The organism is Streptomyces sp. NPDC050564 (genome assembly GCF_044457265.1).
Taxonomy (GTDB): domain Bacteria; phylum Actinomycetota; class Actinomycetes; order Streptomycetales; family Streptomycetaceae; genus Streptomyces.
On record NZ_JBITGS010000027.1, the window covers coordinates 135729 to 153431 of the forward strand.

The following is a 17703-nucleotide window of genomic DNA, read 5'->3' on the forward strand; positions in this document are numbered from 1 at the left end:
CAGGTCCTGTCCCCTGCTGAAAGGGGGCGGCTGCCATGGCTCCCTTTTCGAAGGCGGGTGCGGCGCTGACCGCGCTCCGCGCGGATCTGTCCGGCGATGTGTTCGCCCCGGACGACCCCGGGTACGACGAGGCCCGGAAGATCTTCAACGCGATGATCGACCGGCGCCCGGCCGTGATCGCGCAGTGCGAGGACGAGACCGATGTGGTCCGTTCGGTGCGCTTCGCGCGCGATCTGGACCTGAAGATCGCGGTGCGCGGCGGCGGCCACAGTGTGTCGGGGATGTCGCTCAACGACAACGGCCTGGTGGTCGACCTGCGCCGGATGCACACGGTGACGGTGCACCCCGGTTCCGAGGCGGTACGGATCGAGGGCGGCGCCCTCATGAGCCACCTCGACCACGCCACCCAGCCCTACGGCCTGGCGACCACCGGCGGCCGCGTCTCGACCACCGGCGTCGGCGGCTTCGTACTCGGCGGAGGAAACGGCTGGCTCGACCGGACCTTCGGTCTCGCCGTCGACAACCTGCTCGGCGTCGAACTGGTGACGGCCGACGGCTCGACGGTTCTGGCCACCGACCGTGAGAACCCCGAGCTGTTCTGGGCGCTGCACGGCGGCGGCGGGAACTTCGGCGTCGCGACCGCGCTGACCCTGAAGCTGCACCCGCTCCCCGAACTCTCGATCGCCCTGCTGATGTACCGGCCGGATGCCGGCCCGGACGTGCTGCGCATCTACCGCGAGGTCATCGAGAACGGTCCGTCGGAGGTGAGCGGCGCCGTCATGTATACGACAGGCCCGCCCGAAGAATTCGTCCCGGAGCACATGGTCGGCAAGCGGCTGATCGCCGCTCTCCTCACGTATGTCGGCGGCGAGGAGGACCTGCGCAAACTCGCCCAGGCACTGGTGGCGCTGCCGCACGAGGCCGAGATCCTCACCGCCATTCCCTACCCCGACCTCCAGTGCATGCTCGACAACCCGCCCGGTATGCGGAACTACTGGTCGGCGGAGTTTCTGACCGGCCTGCCCGACGACCTCGTGGACGTCTTCTGCGCCCTCGGCGAGTCCGTGCCCGTGCCCACGGGAACCCAGCACGTGCTGTTCCCCGAAGGCGGCGCGATCGCCTCGGGCCCGGCCCGCTTCCCGGTGCCCTACCGGGACGCGCCCTGGGGCGTGCACCCCTTCGGGATCTGGGAGGACCCGGCCGACGACGAGCGCTGCATCCGGTGGGTAGAGAGGGTCCGCGCCGAAGTCCGGCCCTGGCGCACCGGCGCGGTGTACCTCAACTTCATCGGAGACGAAGGTGGCGACCGGATCGTGGCCGGCCTCGGCGCCGAGAACCTCCGGCGCCTGTCCGCCGTGAAGGCCGCATACGACCCGGACAACGTCTTCCGCTTCAACCACAACATCAGGCCGGCCTGAATCGCCGCGCGGTCACCGATCAGACGGCCGGCACAGCCATCCCCCTCCAAGCCTGCCGGTTCAACGAAATCCGAAGGTCATTCGCGGTTTCCTTGCGGATACGACAGCGCGCCGGGATGGTGATGCACGCCACAACAGACATGAGGGGCGCGCAATTTTGGCGTCGCGGGGACTCATTGTCGCGCACATGCCGCCCGCGTCGGCTCCCGTAAACCGGTCGGATATGTCCCCGCAGCGCGACCGCGGGTAGCGTCCGCTGCATGGACAGCCGTATGGACAGCCGTTACGACACCCAGGGCGCCGGAATCACCGTGCAGCGGGCGCTGGAACTGCCCGGGCTGCGTAGTGGGCTGCCGGAGATCCTCGCGGGGGCCGACCGACTGCAGCGCACCGTGCGCTGGGTGCACGCGGGCGAGGTCCCGAACATCGCCTCGCTGCTCAAAGGCGGCGAACTCCTGCTGACCACGGGCTACGGCCTCGGCACCCGCCCGGCCGAACAGCGCGTCTTCGTCCGCACCCTCGCCGAACGAGGCATCGCGGCGCTCGTCGTGGAGCTCGGGCCGCGCTTCACCCGGCTGCCCGCGGCCCTCGTGGAGACGGCACGCAGCGCCGGCCTCCCGCTGGTCCAGCTGCACCGCGAGGTGCCCTTCGTGACGGTCACGGAGGAGATCCACACCGAGATCGTCAACGGTCACTACGCGCTGCTCCAGCAGGCCGAGGAGGTGCACCGACGATGTACCGAAGCCCTCCTCGGCGGCGGCGGAGTCCCCCAAGTCCTCGGCATCCTCGCGGACTTCAGCAGTAATCCCGTCTTCCTCGAGACGGCGGAGGGCCAGCTCCTGTACGCCGCCGGGGCCGGCTCCGCCGGCGCCGATCCGCTCCAGGTGTGGGAGGGACTGCGCGGCCAGCACAAGGAGCAGCCGCCCGCCGGAACGACCCTCGTGGACGTGCCCGGCGGCGGCCCCGGCACGGGCTCGGTACGGGCCCGGCTGGTCCTCCTGCCCGTCAGCTCCCCCGTGGCACCGGTGCACCGGATCGCCGCCGAGCGGGCCGCGGGCATCCTGGCCGTCGTCCTCATGCAGGCCCGACAGGAGGAGGAGCTCGCGGCGCGCGGGCGCGGCGACTTCCTCACCGACCTCGCGGAGGGCCGCATCGAGGCCGAGGACGCGCCCGCGCAGGCCCGCGTGCTCGGCTTCAAACCCGGCAGCAGCCCGCTCATGCCGGTTGTCATGCGGCTCGCCGACGGCCTGTCCCCCGGCGGCGGCTGGGCGGTCCTGGCCCGCGCGGTCGCCGAGGAGCTGGCCTCCGTGGGAGTCCCGGTCCTTCTGGGCGTACGTCCGGTCGAGGGCCGTGTCCCGCTGCTTCTGGGCCTGCGCTCGGAGTCCGAACGCGCGGCCGTGGCGGACCGGGTCGCGGCGGCGCTGCGGGCGGGCGTGGAGCGCGCGGGCATGCAACGGCCCGGCGCGCAGCCGCCGGTGGTGGTGGTCGGGGTCGCCGGCGGCTGGGCGGCCGCCTCGGCGGGCCTGCGGCACGCGGCGGAGACGGCGACGGCGGCACAGGGCCTCTCGGACCGCCCGTGGTACGACGCACGCCGCCTGGACATCGACCTGCTCCTGTGGCGCCTTCGCGACCACCCGGACCTGGCAGCCTTCGTGGACCGCGCGATCGGCCCCCTCCGCGACCACGACAGCCGCTCCAAGCCGCCGCTGCTGCCCACCCTGGAGACGTACTTGGCCCATGCGGGCCGCAAGGCGGAGACGGCCCGCGAGCTGCACCTGAACCGGCAGACCCTCTACAACCGCCTTGCCCGGATCGGGGAATTGCTGGGCACGGACCTGGACGACCCCCAGACGGTCCTGGCGTTGAGCCTGGCGTTGCGGGCGCGCCGACATGTCCTCTAGCCCGGACGTCCCCTAGCCAAGGGGCCTGGGTTGGGTCAACTCGTCATAGACGCTGAGTACTTGAGCCACGGTCTCGTCCTCGGTGGGCCAGGTGGCGGCCTGTCGGGCGCCCTTCTCCTTGAAGAGCTCCCGGCGTCCGGGGTCGCCGAGGAGGCCCACGACTGCGTCGGCGAGCGCCTGCGCGTCACCGTACGGGACGAGTTCGGCAGCGTCGCCGACCAGTTCGGGAATGCCGCCGACCGCGGTCGCGACGAGCGGCACGCGCGCGTGGAGGGCCTCTTGCGCGAGTACGGAGCGGGATTCCCAACTGCTGGTCAGCAGCGCCAGATCGGCGGCCGCGAGGAGCTCCGTGATGTCCTCGCGCCGGCCGATCAGCCGGACGGGCAGCCCTTCGTCCTCGATACGGCGCTGCAGAACCGTCCGCAGCGGCCCCTCCCCCGCGATCACGAGCAGCGGCAGCGGATCGAGGCGACGCCAGGCGCGGGCGGCGTCCAGCAGAGTGTCGTAACCACGATGCCGTTCGAGCGAGCCGACGGCCATGAGCAACGGCCGGTCGGTGGCACCGAGTTCGGCCCGCGCCTTGGGCCGCAGCCGGTCGGGGTCGCCTTGCTCGACGGGCATACGCGGCGCGGGGAAGGCGACGGCGGCGAGCCGTGCGTCGCGCGCTCCCCTGCTGCGGGCGCGGTCCACGAGGTCGGACGAGGTCCCCAGCACCACGGCGGCGGCCCGGGCCACCCGCCGCTCGAGGAGCCGCAGCAGATGGGCCCGAGCCCCCTCCGCGTGCGCGCGCGTGTGCCAGGTGACGACGAGCGGCACGCGCCGCCCGCTCAGCGCGAGCGCGGCCCGCAGCGCCGCGTGCAGCCCGTGCGCGTGCACCAGGTCGGCGTCCGTGCAGGCCGTCCGCAGCGCGGCCACGGAGGCCGGGTCGCTGCTGCGCGGCACCGGAACGTGCTGCGCGCCCACACCGGTGAACCCATACGCACGATCGGCCTCGGCGGGAGCGCACACGGTGACCCGCACCCCCCGGGCGACGAGCCCGGAGGCCAGCGACCGCACATGCGCGCTACTGCCCGCGCTCCCACCGCCGAGCACCTGCACGGTGCGCAGCGGCGACTGGCCGTGCGGTGAGTGGCTGCTCACGTGGCTCACGTGGCCGGGGCTCCTGGTTCGGCGTCGGACGGTCACGAAGAACGTACAGAAGGATCGCGCAGAGGGGGGTGTGCCGCACGTCGTGCTCCGCGTACTACGCCAAGGATGCCAGGCCGCACGGGTGTTCCGGGACCGCCGCCGGACGACGGTCGCGACGACTTGGGCAACTCGCCGGAGGTAGTCACTCACACGAGTGAGAAGTGCGGGGGATTTGGGTGGGTTTGGGCGTTGAGGGTTGGCTGTTGAAGGGCGCTGCGGTGCTGGGAAGTCGTCGAAAGACGTTGGGGGTGGTCGGTGGGCTCGCAGTGAAGCGAGGGGGTGTGGGTCGCGGGGGGGGCGCGTACTCGCCGTCATCAGCGCGCCGGGGCGCGCCGAGCGGTGGGCGACGCGTAGTGGCAACTGTCCGTCCTGGTGGGCGGGCCGGCCGGGGCGGGACGGAGCGAGGCACCATGCGCTCAGAGGCGCCGCCTGCGCGGGCGGGGGCACGTGCGGAGCCCGGGGCACGTGCCGAGCCCAGGGAATCGTGCGAGCCCAGGGTTCCGCACAGAGCGCGGCGCTACATACCGAGCATTCGGCCTCGTTCAAGGTACGCAGGCCGTACAGGGCACTCGGCTGGTGCAGCCAGTGCGGAGAGCCGGAACCACGCACCGAGCCTGGAGCCAGCAATCGTTGCCGGGCTCCATTCGCTTATTGTCCGACGGTGAGTGCCCAGTGAACGCTGGACGGAGCGGTAACGTTCACCGTGCCCTGTTCGCGGGAGCGCTTCAGGCCCAGTTGGTTGAAGGTGCTGCTGACCTCTCCGCCCACGCATTCAAGGGGAAAGCTCAACCCGACCGGTTGCACGGAGACGGTCAGTTTTCCCTGGCCTTCGCAATTCACGAGGACCGAGAGTGCCCCGGCCTTGATTCCGCCCCGGATCTCCAGTTCTCGGTTGCCGCTGGCGTTCGCGGCCTGTGCTACGACCTTGCCGTCTGGAAGCACTGGCGCCTTGGTGACGGTCTCTCCGGGAACGTGCTCGGCACGGCCAGGCGACCCCGTGGGCGACGATGCAGAACGAGACGAGGGCGTGTGGGCAGGGGGCGAGGCGTCGTCCTGGCCACTGGTGCAGCCAGCCAGCACCACTACTGCTGCCAGCCCTCCGGCCGCCGTGAGTACCCTCAGTTTTCCCACAGGTACCAGCCGACCCGGTAGGGGGAGTAGCTGACTACGGTGTGCTTCGGAGTGGACGTGCAATTGGCGTGGACTATCCAGCTCTGGCCTGTGTGCTTGAGCCGCCAGACGCCGTACCTGGCGTGGGTGGTCTTGTGTGACGGCGTGTCTACGGAGATCGAGTTGCCGAGTTTGGCCGTGAGCGACAATGACAGATTGATGTTGAACTTGGCCTCGATCTTGGCGATCATGGTGTTGATCGAGGTATCCAATTCACCACTGACGCCGACGGTTACCGAGCCCGTCACCTCCGACGTGAAGGTCGACCTGGCGGTCCTGGAAGTGCCGTTGTAGTTCGCGTTCGTGGGCCCTACACCGCTGTGGTACTTGTTGCCCTGAGATGTGGGTTTGTAGATAAACGTAGTCGGGCTACAGTCCGGGCGGTTGGGCGAGTTGCCCGGGGACGGAGACTCTTCCGCTGGCTCGGTGACCGCTTCCTCGGGGACTTCGGTGACGTTTTCCTCGGGTTCCTCGGGCGGCGCGGTGTTGATGACCGTGTCATCGGCCGGTGCAGAGGCCGAGGGTGAAGGAGTCGTTCTCTCGTCTGCCGCCAGCGCGGGACTGGTCAAGGCCGCACAGAGCAGCAGCGCGGTAGAGGAGAGAAAGACGGTGCGACGTGCAGATATGTCCACAAGACACCTATCCGGTGGGGACTGCCCTCGTGGCAGTTCGGATACGTTGACCGTATGTCAGGGTCATGTCGGTAGCGAAGATTCCGCTGATCTTCTGAGGTGGAGTTGAGGTAGACGACACCAATTCTCGGATTTTCCAAACACTTTGATCGCGCTGCGGTTTGGCGCCCGAGTCATTTCGTCCGTTGCCTCTGTCTTGATTCAGCCCGCTGCCGTAGGTCACTACTCATTGCTTTCAGTCCTTCAGGAGTGGGCTCAGCCAGGACTCGTATTCGTCCCCCTCGACTCGGTACGGTCATGGGCGTGTCCGGCGTGCGTCGGGTTGGTCACCCACGGGCGTGCGCCGGTTGACCGCGCGTGACCTGGGGAGCTGGTAGGGGCATGGCGGTTGACGCTGCTTGATTGGAGGAGGGGTTCACGTCGGCGAGGGCTTCGCGGGTCATGGGTGCCGGTGCCGGGCTGCGGGGCTCGATGACAGGGCGCCGGCACATCGCCGGTTGGCGAACACGATCCGCTTCGGGACTCGCGGCCCTGGTAGCTGCTGCTCGTCGCCTTGGTCCAGGGGCGCGGTTAAGGAGGCCACGTTGGGGTTCGCCGCGTGCCCGCTGACATCACCGTCCCGCAGAGCCCCCAGGTGTGCCCGGAACCCACGCCGGGGGTCATCCACGCCCACGGCATCGTCGTACGCGCCACACACGCCGGCGGCCACAACCGCGAACCCGGCGGCAGGCCGGACCCGCGCGGCCCCGAGCGCCGCGCCGAGGGCCGCCGCGGGGCCCGCGTACAGCTCGACGGTGCGCCCGGCGAAGTTCTTGCGCTCCCAACGGGTGGGCCCGCCCGGCGCCTTGGAACGCAGGGCGGCGATTCCCGCTCGGGTGGCCGCCGCAGCCGTGCTGAAAGTGGCGCCCCGACCCACAAAGATGCTCATACCGGAACCCTAAAGGCCCGCAGAGCGGGCCGGATGCGGGAACAGCGGAGCGGTCGAGAGGGGTGAGCGGGCGGGAAACGCGCCGCAGACCGGCGGAGACCTGGACCGCACAACGGTCCAAGCCACACCGCACAACGGTCCAAGCTCCGGCGCAGAGCGGCGAAGAAGATGGCCCGCCGACGGCTACCCGTCGGCCCGAGCGGTGGCCAACAACTCCTCCGCATGCGCCCGAGCAGTCTCCGAGTCCTCCTGCCCCGCAAGCATCCGGGACAGCTCACGGATCCGGTCCTCGCCCTGAAGGACCTTGACCCCGGACCGGGTCACCGACCCGTCGTTGGTCTTCTCGACGAGCAACTGCCGGTCGGCGAACGCGGCCACCTGCGGCAGATGCGTCACCACGACCACCTGCGCGGTCTTCGCGAGCCGCGCCAACCGCCGCCCGATCTCGACCGCTGCCTTGCCGCCGACCCCCGCGTCGACCTCGTCGAACAAGTACGTCGGCACAGGATCCGTACCTGCGAACACGACCTCCACCGCGAGCATCACGCGCGACAGCTCACCGCCCGAGGCCCCCTTGGCGATCGGCCGCGGCGGCGCTCCGGGATGCGGGGCGAGCAGCAGCTCGACCTCGTCGACGCCGGCGGGCCCGTACGCGACCGTGCGCCCGCCGACCTCCACGCCCTCGGGGTCGTCGGTCTGCCGGATCTCGAACGACACGCGCGCGTGCGGCATGGCGAGCGAGGCCAGCTCGGCGGTCACGGCGGCGGCGAACCGCTCGGCGGCCTCCGTACGAGCATCCGTCAACGCCTGGGCGAGCCCGCCCAGTTCGGTCCGCAGCGCGTCCCGCTCGGCGGTCAGCTCGTCGATCCGCTCGTCGTCGCCGTCGAGCTCGGTGAGCCGCGCGGCGCCCTGCTCGGCCCAGGCCAGTACGGCGTCGATGTCCTCGCCGTACTTCCGGGTCAGCTGGGTGAGCGAGGCCCGGCGCTCCTCGACCGCCGCGAGCCGCAGGGGATCGGCGTCGAGGTCGTCGGCGTACCCCGCCAGTTCGCCCGCCACGTCGCCCAGCAGAATGCCGATCTCCCCGATCCGCCCGGACAGCGCGGCCAATGCGGAGTCGTGCGACCGTACGGCCTCCAGAGCCCGGTGCGCCCCCGCGACGAGCGTGGTGGCGTCGATGCCCTCCGGGTCCTCGGGATTGCCCGCGAGCGCGGCGTGCGCGGCCGTGGCGGCCGACGCGAGCGCCTCGGCGTGGCCGAGGCGCTCGGCCTCGGCGGCCAGCTCCACGTCCTCGCCCGCCCGCGGCTCGACCGCCGCGATCTCGTCGAGCCCGAAGCGCAGCATGTCGGCTTCCTGGGCCCGCTCACGCGCGCGTGTGGTGATCTCGTCCAGCTCGGCCGAGATGGCACGCAGCCGCCGGTAGGCGCCCGCGTACTTGGCGAGCGGCACGGCGACCGCGTCGCCCGCGTACCGGTCGAGCGCCTGCCGTTGCCGGGACAGCTTGAGCAGTCCCTGCTGGTCGGTCTGCCCGTGCACGGCGACAAGCTCGTCGGCGAGCTCGGCGAGCACACCCACCGGCACGGAACGCCCGCCCAGGTGCGCCCGCGACCGTCCCTCGGCCGAAACGGTACGGCTGATCAGCAGCGCCCCGTCGTCGAGCTCGGCCCCGGCCTCCTCGGCCCGTACGACGGCCGTCCCGCCCGTGGGTACGGCGATCCGCCCCTCCACGACGGCGTTCTTGGCGCCGATCCGTACGAGGGCCGGGTCCGCGCGCCCGCCCAGCAGCAGCCCGAGGCTGGTGACCACCATCGTCTTGCCCGCACCGGTCTCACCGGTCACGGCGGTGAAGCCGGGCGACAGCTCGACGACCGCGTCGTCGATGACTCCGAGCGACCGTATCCGCATCTCCTCCAACACGGACACGACCTTACGAGGTCGGGACCCGGGTGTGCGACGGGCCCCGCCCCGCCGCCGCGAAGGCGCAGGTGACAAGGCCCCACAAAGAGGCCGTTGTCACCCGCGGGAGTGGGCTGCCGTACAAGCCGTCGTACGTCTAATGCGGCGCCCCGCGCCACCCGGAAACCGGCAGGGCGAACTTCGCCACCAAACGATCGGTGAACGACGCATGGTGCAGCCGGGCCAGCCGAACCGGCACAGCCCCCCGCCGCACCTCCACCCGCGCTCCCGGCGGCAGCTCCACGGTCCGCCGCCCGTCGCACCACAGCACGCCCGGCGGGATGTGCGGCAGCACCTCCACCGCGAGCACGGAGTCGGGCGACGTCACCAACGGCTTGGCGAACAGCGCGTGCGCGCTGATCGGCACCATGAGCAGCGCTTCGACCTCGGGCCACACCACGGGCCCGCCTGCGGAGAAGGCGTACGCCGTCGAGCCGGTCGGGGTCGCGCAGACGATGCCGTCGCAGCCGAAGCCCGTCACCGGCCGCCCGTCGATCTCCAGCACCACTTCGAGGAGCTTCTCGGCGGACACCTTCTGCACGGCCGCCTCGTTCAGCGCCCAGTCGGTGTGCACGATGTCGCCGTTCTGGTGCACGACGACATCGACGGTCATGCGCTCCTCGACCTCGTACGCCTTGGTGACGACCCGGTCGACCACCTTGTCGAGGTCGTCGCGCTCGGCCTCCGCGAGGAAACCGACGCGGCCGAGGTTGACGCCGAGCATCGGCACCCCGGAGGCGCGGGCGAACTCGGCGCCGCGCAGCAGCGTGCCGTCACCACCCAGCACGATCAGCAGTTCGCAGCTGTCGAGGCACTGTGGAGTCGCCTCCTTGACGAGCTCCACCTCGCCCGGCAGCGGCAGATCGGCCGCTTCGGCCTCCAGCACCCGTACGCCGATCCCGGAGCGCAACAGCCCCTGGACGACCAACTCGGCGCTGCGGATGGCTGCCGGCCGCCCGGTGTGGGCCAGCAGGAAAACAGTACGAGCTCGGGTCTGTGTCAACGCGGCCCCTCCGCCACTGCACGGTCAACGTCGGCCGGGTCGAGTTCGGGTGCCCCGGCACGCAGCCACAGAAAGTACTCGACGTTGCCCGAGGGTCCGGGCAACGGGCTTGCGGTCACACCCTGCACTCCGAGCCCCAGTTCCCGGGCTCGTTCGGCCACTGCGCGCACGGTTTCCGCGCGCAGTTCGGGGCTGCGTACGACGCCGCCGCTCCCCAGCCGTTCCTTCCCCACCTCGAACTGCGGCTTCACCATCATCACCAGGTCGGCATCCGGCGCCGCGCACCGCACCAGGGCGGGCAGCACCAGTCCGAGCGGGATGAAGGACAGATCGCCGACGACAAGATCCACGGGCTCCCCATCGATCGCCTCCAACGTCAACTCGCGTACGTTCGTACGGTCCTTGACGGTGACGCGTTCATCGCTCTGAAGAGACCAGGCAAGTTGTCCGTAACCGACGTCCACGGCGACGACATGGGCGGCGCCCGCGCGCAGCAGCACGTCGGTGAAGCCTCCGGTGGACGCTCCGGCGTCCAGCGCGCGCCGGCCCTCGACCTTCAGCCCTTGGGGCACGAAGGCCGCCAGCGCACCTGCGAGTTTGTGGCCGCCCCGCGACACGTAGTCGGGATCGCTGTCGTCCTGGACGACGACGATGGCGGCCGCGGTCTCCACCTGTGTGGCCGGCTTGGTCGCGACGGTCTTGCCGACGGTGACCCGCCCGGCGGCGATCAGCTGGCTGGCGTGCTCGCGCGAACGCGCGAGCTTCCGGCGGACCAGCTCGGCGTCGAGACGGCGGCGTGCCACTCCTGCCACGTTCGGTTCAGCTCCTGCGGTCGTACGGTGCGGGGGGCGCCGGAGGTCCCGGGCGGGCGTCGAGCGCGGTGAGCGCGTCGCGCAGCCCCCCGTGTACATCCTCGTACACCTCGACATGTCCGTCCGTGGCGAGGTGGTCGGCATCGGCCAGCCGACCGAGCTGGGCGTCGACGTCGGCGTTGCCGGTGGGAGTGCGGTCCACGTTCAGCGGAGCCGGAGCGGCGGGGTCGTACGAGGGTTCGACGGCGAGCCCGGAACCCGGTTCGCCGTCCGGATCGGGTCCGGCCGCAGCGCCTGCCTCGGGTTCGAGTGCGGCCTCCGGTCCGGGCCCGGCCACGGGACCGGCGTCCGATTCGAAGGAAATGCCGGGCTCCGGTGGCCGCACGTCCTGCCGGACCTCGGTCTCCGGCAATGAGTCGCTCATGCCCCGACGCTACCGCGAAGCGCTGCGGTACCGTCGATCACGATGGCGACGATTGAGGAGTGCCGTACCGCACTCGACAAGCTCTCGGACAACCTTGCGGGCGCCGAAGGGGACGTACGCAGCGCTGCGGCCCTGGACCGCTCGCTGAGCTGCCGTATCACCGACCTGGACATCACCTTCGTGGGCCGTCTCAAGGACGGCCGGATCGAGGTGCTCGACACGCTCCAGGGCCCACCCCGCGAGAAGGCCGAGATCCGGCTCACGATGAAGGGCGACGACCTGGTCTCGATGGTGAACGGCGACCTGAACTTCGCGAAGGCCTGGGGCTCGGGCCGGGTGAAGCTGGAGGCGGGCCTGCGCGACCTGTTCCGCCTCAGGACCCTTCTCTAGCCGATACAGCCGATCCGGATGCAGCCGATGACGACGCTGCCGATGCAGCCGACACAGCCGATACCGAGGCGGCCGTACGCGCCTTGCGTGCCGCAGGCACCACCAGCGGCGTCCCCGTCTCCGGGTCGTCGATGACCTGGCAGCGCAGGCCGAAGACGCGCTCGACCAGCTCGGCCGTGACGATGTCGTTCGGCGCGCCCTCGGCGATGACCTCGCCGTCCCGCAGAGCGATGAGATGGGTGGCGTACCGGGCGGCGTGATTGAGGTCGTGCAGGACCGCGACCAGCGTCCGCCCCTGCTCCTCGTGAAGCTCCGCACACAGGTCCAGCACGTCGATCTGGTGCTGAACGTCGAGATAGGTCGTCGGCTCGTCCAGGAGCAGCAGTGGGGTCTGCTGCGCGAGCGCCATCGCGATCCACACGCGTTGCCGCTGGCCGCCCGACAATTCGTCGACATAGCGATCGGCGAGCTCGGCGACCCCGGTCGAGGCCATCGACTCCTGCACCACCCGTTCGTCCTCCGTCGACCACTGGCGCAGCAGCCCCTGATGCGGATAGCGGCCCCGGCCGACCAGGTCGCCGACAGTGATCCCGTCCGGCGCGATCGACGACTGCGGCAACAGTCCGAGCGTGCGGGCCACCTTCTTCGCCGGCATCGTCTGGATGACCTGCCCGTCGAGCAGCACCCGCCCCTCGGAGGGCTTCAGCATCCGCGAAAGGGCACGCAGCAGCGTGGACTTGCCGCAGGCGTTCGGACCGACGATCACGGTGAAGGAGTTGTCGGGGATCTCCACCGACAACTTCTCCGCGATGACGCGCTGGTCGTAGCCGAGGGTGACGTTGTCGGCGGACAGGCGGTTCACAGTCGTAGCGCTCCTCTTGGTGTTCACATCCGGCCTGCCTTGCGCTCGGTGACAAGGAGCCACAGCAGATAGACCCCGCCCAGGACTCCGGTCACGACGCCGACGGGCAGTTGGTCGGCGCCGAAGGCCCGCTGGGAGGCCCAGTCCGCGACGATCAGCAGGGTCGCGCCCATGCACATCGACGGCACCAGGTTCGGTCCGGGCGACCGGGTCAGCCGTCGGGCCAGCTGCGGCGCGGTGAGCGCCACGAAGCCGACGGGACCCGCGGCGGCGGTGGCGCCCGCGGTGAGCAGCACCGCGGCCAGCATCAGCAGCAGCCGCGTCCGCTCGACCCGCACTCCGAGGGCGTACGAGACGTCGTCGCCCATCTCCATCATGCGCAGCCCGCGCGCATTGCCCAGGACGAGCGGCACCAGGACGGCGCACATGACGAGCAGCGGCCAGACCTGGTCCCAGTCACGGCCGTTGAGCGAGCCGGTCATCCACACGACCGCGCGGGCCGCGTCGACGATGTCGGCCTTGGTGAGCAGGTAGCCGTTGACCGCCGTGACGATCGCGGAGACACCGATACCGACCAGGACCAGCCGATAACCGTGCACACCCCGCTTCCAGGCGAGCAGATAAATGACGAATCCGGTCACGAGACCGCCGACGAGCGCCCCGAGAGCGACCTGGTTCGCGCTCCCCGAGAACAGCACGATCATCACGAGCGCGCCGGCAGTCGAGCCCTGCCCGAGGCCCAGTACGTCCGGACTGCCCAGCGGATTACGGGAGATGGACTGGAAGAGCGCCCCGCCGAGCCCGAGCGAGGCCCCGACGAGCAGACCGACGAGAACCCGCGGCAGCCGCAGGTCGTTGACGATGAACTCCTGGCTCGCGCTGCCGTTGCCGACCAGCGTCTTGAGGACGTCGACGGCCGGGATCGGGAAGTCGCCGGTGCCGATCAGCACCACACTCGCGGCGAGCGCGGCCACCAGCAGCAGCACGACGACGGTGAGCGCCCGGGCGTCGAGCCGGACGGAGAGACCGCCGGGCGTGCGGACCGACCGAAGGGCGGAGGTCGGCTTACCTGTGGTCGTCCGTGTGGTCACAGCTGCGCCGTCCTCCGCCGTCGTACGAGATAGATGAAGACCGGGCCGCCCAGGACCGCGGTGACAATGCCGACCTGCAGCTCCGCGGGCCGGGCGACCATCCGTCCGAGCACATCGGCGCCGAGCAGCAGCACGGGCGACAGGACGGTGGCGTACGGCAGGATCCAGCGCAGGTCGGGCCCGGTGAAGGACCGCACGACGTGGGGGACCATCAGCCCGACGAAGACGATCGGCCCGCAGGCGGCGGTCGCGGCACCGCACAGCACGGTCGCGGCGGCCATGGACAGCGCGCGGGTGCGGTTCAGGTGGGCGCCGAGCGCGCGGGCGGTGTCGTCGCCCATGGCCAGGGCGTTCAGCGGCCGGGCGAGAGCCAGCGCGACGATCGTGCCGACCGCGAGGAACGGCACGACCTGCTTGATGGTCGTGTCGGTGGCCGACGCCAGCGAACCGACGGTCCAGAAGCGCATCTTGCCGAGCGCAGCGTCGTCCATGATCATCACGGCCTGGAGGTAGCCGTAGAGAGCGGCGCTGATAGCGGTGCCCGCGAGCGCGAGCCGTACCGGCGTCGCACCCCGGCTGCCGCCCAGGAACCAGACGAGGACACCGACCGTCGCCGCCCCGAAGAAGGCGAACCAGACGTAGCCACTCAGACTCGTGACGCCGAAATACGTGATGGCGGTGACGACCGCGGCGGACGCGCCCGCGTTGATGCCGAGCAGTCCGGGGTCGGCCAGCGGATTGCGGGTGAGCGCCTGGAGGACAGCACCGGACAACCCGAGCGCGGCGCCGACCAGCAACCCGAGGACGGTGCGGGAGATCCGATCGGCGACCACAACGTCGGCGTACGTCCCCGAGTCGTGGAAAAGGCCGTGCCAGACCTGGTCAAGCGGCAGCGCCTTCGCACCGATCGCGATACTCGCCAGGGCGACGAGCACCAGGACACCCACGGACGCCAGGAGCCCAAAGGCACGTATCGCCCGGCGGGTTGGGGGCGCGGGGGCGATCTCCGCGCGCTGTTCGGGAGGACCGTCGACCAACACGAGGTTAGGTTAGCCTACCCTCGCATACCGGCTCGATGCCCCGTCACCACCAGAGGGCCGCAGAGTGCCTGAGTGGGGCACTGGTGAGCAGTCGATTGCCGAGTCCGTCGCTGATGAGCCGCCAGGGCGCCCGGACAAGCACTGTTGAGCCGCCCGAGCGCCCGGGCACGCCGATGAGTCGTCGGGACGCCCCGGCAATCACCGATGAGCCGTCGATGGCTCGAGCCGTGACTGATGACTCACCCGAATGTCCGAGCGGGCGTCGGTGAATTTCCCGAATGCCCGGCCGGTCCTTGAAGCGTCGCCTGAGCGCCACGCCAATCCTTGAGGCATCGCCTGAGCGCCCGAGCAGCCCCCGATGAGCCGTCAAGAGCCCTGCTGCCGGATGTCCGGGGGTGCTCAAAGCCCCAGCCGCGCCAACGCCTTCCCCCCGTCCAGCTCGCACGTGCCCTGCCCGGCCGCCGTCCACGCCGCCGCGCACAGCGCCCGCAGCCCGTCGAGGGCCTCGCCGTCGCCCTCCAGCTCCAGACGCTCGCTACCGGCCGTGACGGTCCAGCCGCCGCAGCGGAACCCGTCGCCCGCCTCCACGACCTCCGGCTGCCCGGTGAGCAGACCGCGCAGATCCGCGTCGACGTACGTCGGCCGATGCTGCGGCGGGGCCGCGAGGAGCTGCGCGCCGTCCGTCACACCGGTGAGCACGAGCAGCGAGTCCACCTCTCCGTTGAACGCGCCCTCGATGTCCGTGTCCAGCCGGTCGCCGACCACCAGCGGCCGCTTGGCCCCGGTCCGCAGGATCGTCTCGCGGTGCATCGGGGGCAGCGGCTTGCCCGCCACCTGCGGCTCGGCGCCCGTGGCGATGCGGACGACCTCGACCGCCGCGCCGTTCCCCGGAGCGATGCCTCGCGCGCTCGGGATCGTCAGATCGGTGTTGGAGGCGAACCACGGCACCCCGCGCGCGATGGCGTAGCACGCCTCAGCGAAGCGCCCCCAGGGCAGGTCGGCGCCGCCGAACCCCTGGACGACCGCCGCCGGATCGTCGTCGGCCGATTCGACCGGTTCGAGCCCGCGCTCGCGCAACGCGACCCGCAGCCCCTCTCCGCCGATGACCAGGACGCGCGCGCCCGCGGGCACCTGCTCGCTGATGAGCCGGGCGGCAGCCTGCGCCGAGGTGATGACGTCGGAGGCCTCTGTCGGTATCCCCAGCTCCGTCAGGTGCTCGGCCACCACGTCCGGAGTACGCAGCGCGTTGTTCGTGACGTACGCGAGATGCATACCGCCCGAGCGGGCCGTGGCCAGGGACTCCACGGCGTACGCAATCGCGTTGCCGCCCGCGTACACCACCCCGTCCAGATCGAGCAGCGCCGTGTCGTACGCCTTGCTCAGGGCCTGGCCACTGCCCTCGGGCCGCGTCCTGACGGTCTGGCTCATTACACATCGCTCCTCGTTCGATCCCATTCCCCCGATCATCGCGCATGCCACTGACGCACTTACGATGCCTCAATGAACTATGCAGGTCCCGAGGAGGAAACACCGGCGCGCAGCGGCCTCGAACTGACCCCGTTCCGAGGCCTGCGCTACGACCCCGACCGGGTCGGCAGCCTCGCCGCCGTGACGTCCCCGCCGTATGACGTCATCGTGCGGCCCGACGGCCTGCTCGAACTCGAATCCGCCGACCCGCACAACATCGTCCGGCTGATCCTCCCCCAGGACGGCACCCCCGCCGCCCGCAACCGGCAAGCGGCCGAGACCTTGAGCCGCTGGCTGTCGGAAGGCGTCCTGACGACCGATGCCGAGCCGGGCCTGTACGTGTACGAGCAGCGCGACGGCGACCTGCTGCAACGCGGCGTCATCGGCGCCCTGCGCCTGTCGGAGCCGTCGGACTGCGTCGTCCTCCCGCACGAGGACGTGATGCCGCACGTCGTCGCGGAGCGCGCGGCCCTGATGCGCGCCACTTCCGCCAACCTCGAACCCCTGCTGCTCACCTACCGAGGCAACGGTTCCCGGGTCGGCACGGCGGCCGTCATCGAACGCACCGCCGAACGTCCGCCGCTGCTGTCGACGACCACGGAGGACGGCTTCAGCCACCGTCTGTGGGCCGTCACCGATCCGGCCGAGCTGGAGGAGATCCAGACAGATCTCCTCCAGCACCAGGCGCTCATCGCCGACGGCCACCATCGCTGGGCAACGTACCTGCGTCTACGCGCGGAGCACCCGTCTCCCAGCCCCTGGGACTACGGCCTGGTCCTCCTGGTGGACACCCTGCGCTTTCCGCTGCGTGTCCGCGCGATCCACCGGCTGCTGCACCGGCTGCCGGTCTCCGACGCGCTGGCCGCGCTCACGGACTCCTTCCGGGTACGCCACCTCGGCGTTCCCCTCCCCAAGGCCCTGGAGGCCCTTTCCGCGGCGGCCGCCGAAGGAAACGCCTTCCTCCTCGCCGGCGACGGCGCCTTCCACCTGGTCGACCGTCCGGACCCGGACCTCCTTGCCCGTACGATCCCGGCCGAGCACCCCGAGGCCTGGCGCAGCCTGGACGCGACGGTCCTGCACGCCACGCTCCTCGACCACATCTGGGGCATCCCGGAGGACTCGCCCGAACACATCGCGTACATCCACGACACGACCGCCACGGTCGAGAAGGCGGAGCGCGACGGCGGCACGGCTGTCCTGATGCACCCGGTCCACGAGGAGGTCGTACGCGACCTCGCCCGCCAGGGTGTCACGATGCCCCGCAAGTCGACGTCGTTCGGCCCCAAACCCGCCTCCGGGCTGGTGTTGCGGGGTCTCGCGCTCTAGAAACGCCGACGGGCGGGGGGGGGGGGGGGGGGGGCGGCCGCGCCCCCCCGCGCGGGGGGGGGGCGGGGGGGGCGGGCGCGGGGGGGCGAGGACAGCGC

15 protein-coding genes and 1 pseudogene are annotated in these 17703 nt (G+C 71.0%); 4 read left to right on the plus strand and 12 right to left on the minus strand.

Translation table 11 applies throughout. From position 1 onward, the window contains the following. Window positions 1-35: 35 nt before the first annotated feature. Both ACIBK0_RS35430 and ACIBK0_RS35435 read left to right on the plus strand, forming a co-directional pair. Window positions 36-1418 (plus strand): FAD-binding oxidoreductase, encoded by a 1383-nt coding sequence (locus ACIBK0_RS35430; protein ID WP_399088877.1) that lies wholly within the window; start codon window positions 36-38, stop codon window positions 1416-1418. 260 nt (window positions 1419-1678) lie between these two features. Beyond that, window positions 1679-3319, plus strand: a complete 1641-nt coding sequence (locus ACIBK0_RS35435) for a PucR family transcriptional regulator (RefSeq protein WP_399088879.1) — start codon at window positions 1679-1681, stop codon at window positions 3317-3319. 12 nt (window positions 3320-3331) lie between these two features. Here the strand turns inward: ACIBK0_RS35435 and ACIBK0_RS35440 are convergent, their stop codons facing one another. From ACIBK0_RS35440 to ACIBK0_RS35475, 8 genes and pseudogenes are all read right to left on the minus strand, one after another. Beyond that, window positions 3332-4468, minus strand: a complete 1137-nt coding sequence (locus tag ACIBK0_RS35440; RefSeq protein WP_399088881.1) for a glycosyltransferase family 4 protein — start codon at window positions 4466-4468, stop codon at window positions 3332-3334. A 687-nt stretch (window positions 4469-5155) separates the two neighbouring features. Beyond that, entirely contained in the window at window positions 5156-5449 is a 294-nt protein-coding gene (locus ACIBK0_RS35445) for a hypothetical protein (RefSeq protein WP_399088883.1), read from the minus strand. A gap of 176 nt (window positions 5450-5625) precedes the next feature. Next, complete coding sequence (locus ACIBK0_RS35450) at window positions 5626-6309, minus strand: hypothetical protein (RefSeq protein ID WP_399088885.1); 684 nt, start codon at window positions 6307-6309, stop codon at window positions 5626-5628. Between the two features lie 595 nt (window positions 6310-6904). Further along, a pseudogene (locus tag ACIBK0_RS35455) lies at window positions 6905-7237 on the minus strand (hypothetical protein); the annotation flags it as partial. A gap of 183 nt (window positions 7238-7420) precedes the next feature. Further along, entirely contained in the window at window positions 7421-9139 is a 1719-nt protein-coding gene (recN, locus tag ACIBK0_RS35460) for a DNA repair protein RecN (RefSeq protein ID WP_399088917.1), read from the minus strand. A 148-nt stretch (window positions 9140-9287) separates the two neighbouring features. Beyond that, a complete protein-coding gene (locus ACIBK0_RS35465) occupies window positions 9288-10193 on the minus strand; it encodes an NAD kinase (RefSeq protein WP_399088887.1) in 906 nt (301 codons plus the stop codon). Continuing rightward, entirely contained in the window at window positions 10190-11005 is an 816-nt protein-coding gene (locus ACIBK0_RS35470; RefSeq protein ID WP_399088889.1) for a TlyA family RNA methyltransferase, read from the minus strand. Before ACIBK0_RS35470 ends, ACIBK0_RS35465 begins: the two co-directional genes overlap by 4 nt. A 7-nt stretch (window positions 11006-11012) precedes the next feature. Continuing rightward, window positions 11013-11342 carry a hypothetical protein gene (locus ACIBK0_RS35475; protein ID WP_399088919.1) on the minus strand — a complete coding sequence of 110 codons (330 nt, stop codon included), beginning with the start codon at window positions 11340-11342 and terminating at the stop codon, window positions 11013-11015. Between the two features lie 129 nt (window positions 11343-11471). Here ACIBK0_RS35475 and ACIBK0_RS35480 point away from each other — a divergent pair, with 129 nt between their 5' ends. Next, window positions 11472-11819: an SCP2 sterol-binding domain-containing protein gene (locus ACIBK0_RS35480; protein ID WP_399088891.1), complete on the plus strand. Its 348-nt coding sequence runs from the start codon at window positions 11472-11474 to the stop codon at window positions 11817-11819. Here the strand turns inward: ACIBK0_RS35480 and ACIBK0_RS35485 are convergent. The 4 genes from ACIBK0_RS35485 to ACIBK0_RS35500 all read right to left on the minus strand — a co-directional run bounded on the left by ACIBK0_RS35485 (window position 11803) and on the right by ACIBK0_RS35500 (window position 16240). Beyond that, window positions 11803-12744, minus strand: coding sequence for an ABC transporter ATP-binding protein (locus ACIBK0_RS35485; protein ID WP_399088893.1), 942 nt, complete (start codon window positions 12742-12744; stop codon window positions 11803-11805). The two genes, ACIBK0_RS35480 and ACIBK0_RS35485, sit on opposite strands and share 17 nt — an antisense overlap. Continuing rightward, on the minus strand, window positions 12705-13772 hold the full coding sequence (locus tag ACIBK0_RS35490; protein WP_399088895.1) for a FecCD family ABC transporter permease: 1068 nt from the start codon (window positions 13770-13772) through the stop codon (window positions 12705-12707). Before ACIBK0_RS35490 ends, ACIBK0_RS35485 begins: the two co-directional genes overlap by 40 nt. Next, window positions 13769-14812: a FecCD family ABC transporter permease gene (locus tag ACIBK0_RS35495; protein ID WP_399088897.1), complete on the minus strand. Its 1044-nt coding sequence runs from the start codon at window positions 14810-14812 to the stop codon at window positions 13769-13771. Before ACIBK0_RS35495 ends, ACIBK0_RS35490 begins: the two co-directional genes overlap by 4 nt. Window positions 14813-15211: 399 nt before the next feature. Continuing rightward, window positions 15212-16240, minus strand: coding sequence for an HAD hydrolase-like protein (locus ACIBK0_RS35500; RefSeq protein WP_399088899.1), 1029 nt, complete (start codon window positions 16238-16240; stop codon window positions 15212-15214). Window positions 16241-16312: 72 nt separating this feature from the next. On the opposite strand from ACIBK0_RS35500, the gene ACIBK0_RS35505 reads away from it, so the two are divergent. Further along, complete coding sequence (locus ACIBK0_RS35505) at window positions 16313-17605, plus strand: DUF1015 domain-containing protein (protein ID WP_399088901.1); 1293 nt, start codon at window positions 16313-16315, stop codon at window positions 17603-17605. Window positions 17606-17703: the final 98 nt, after the last annotated feature.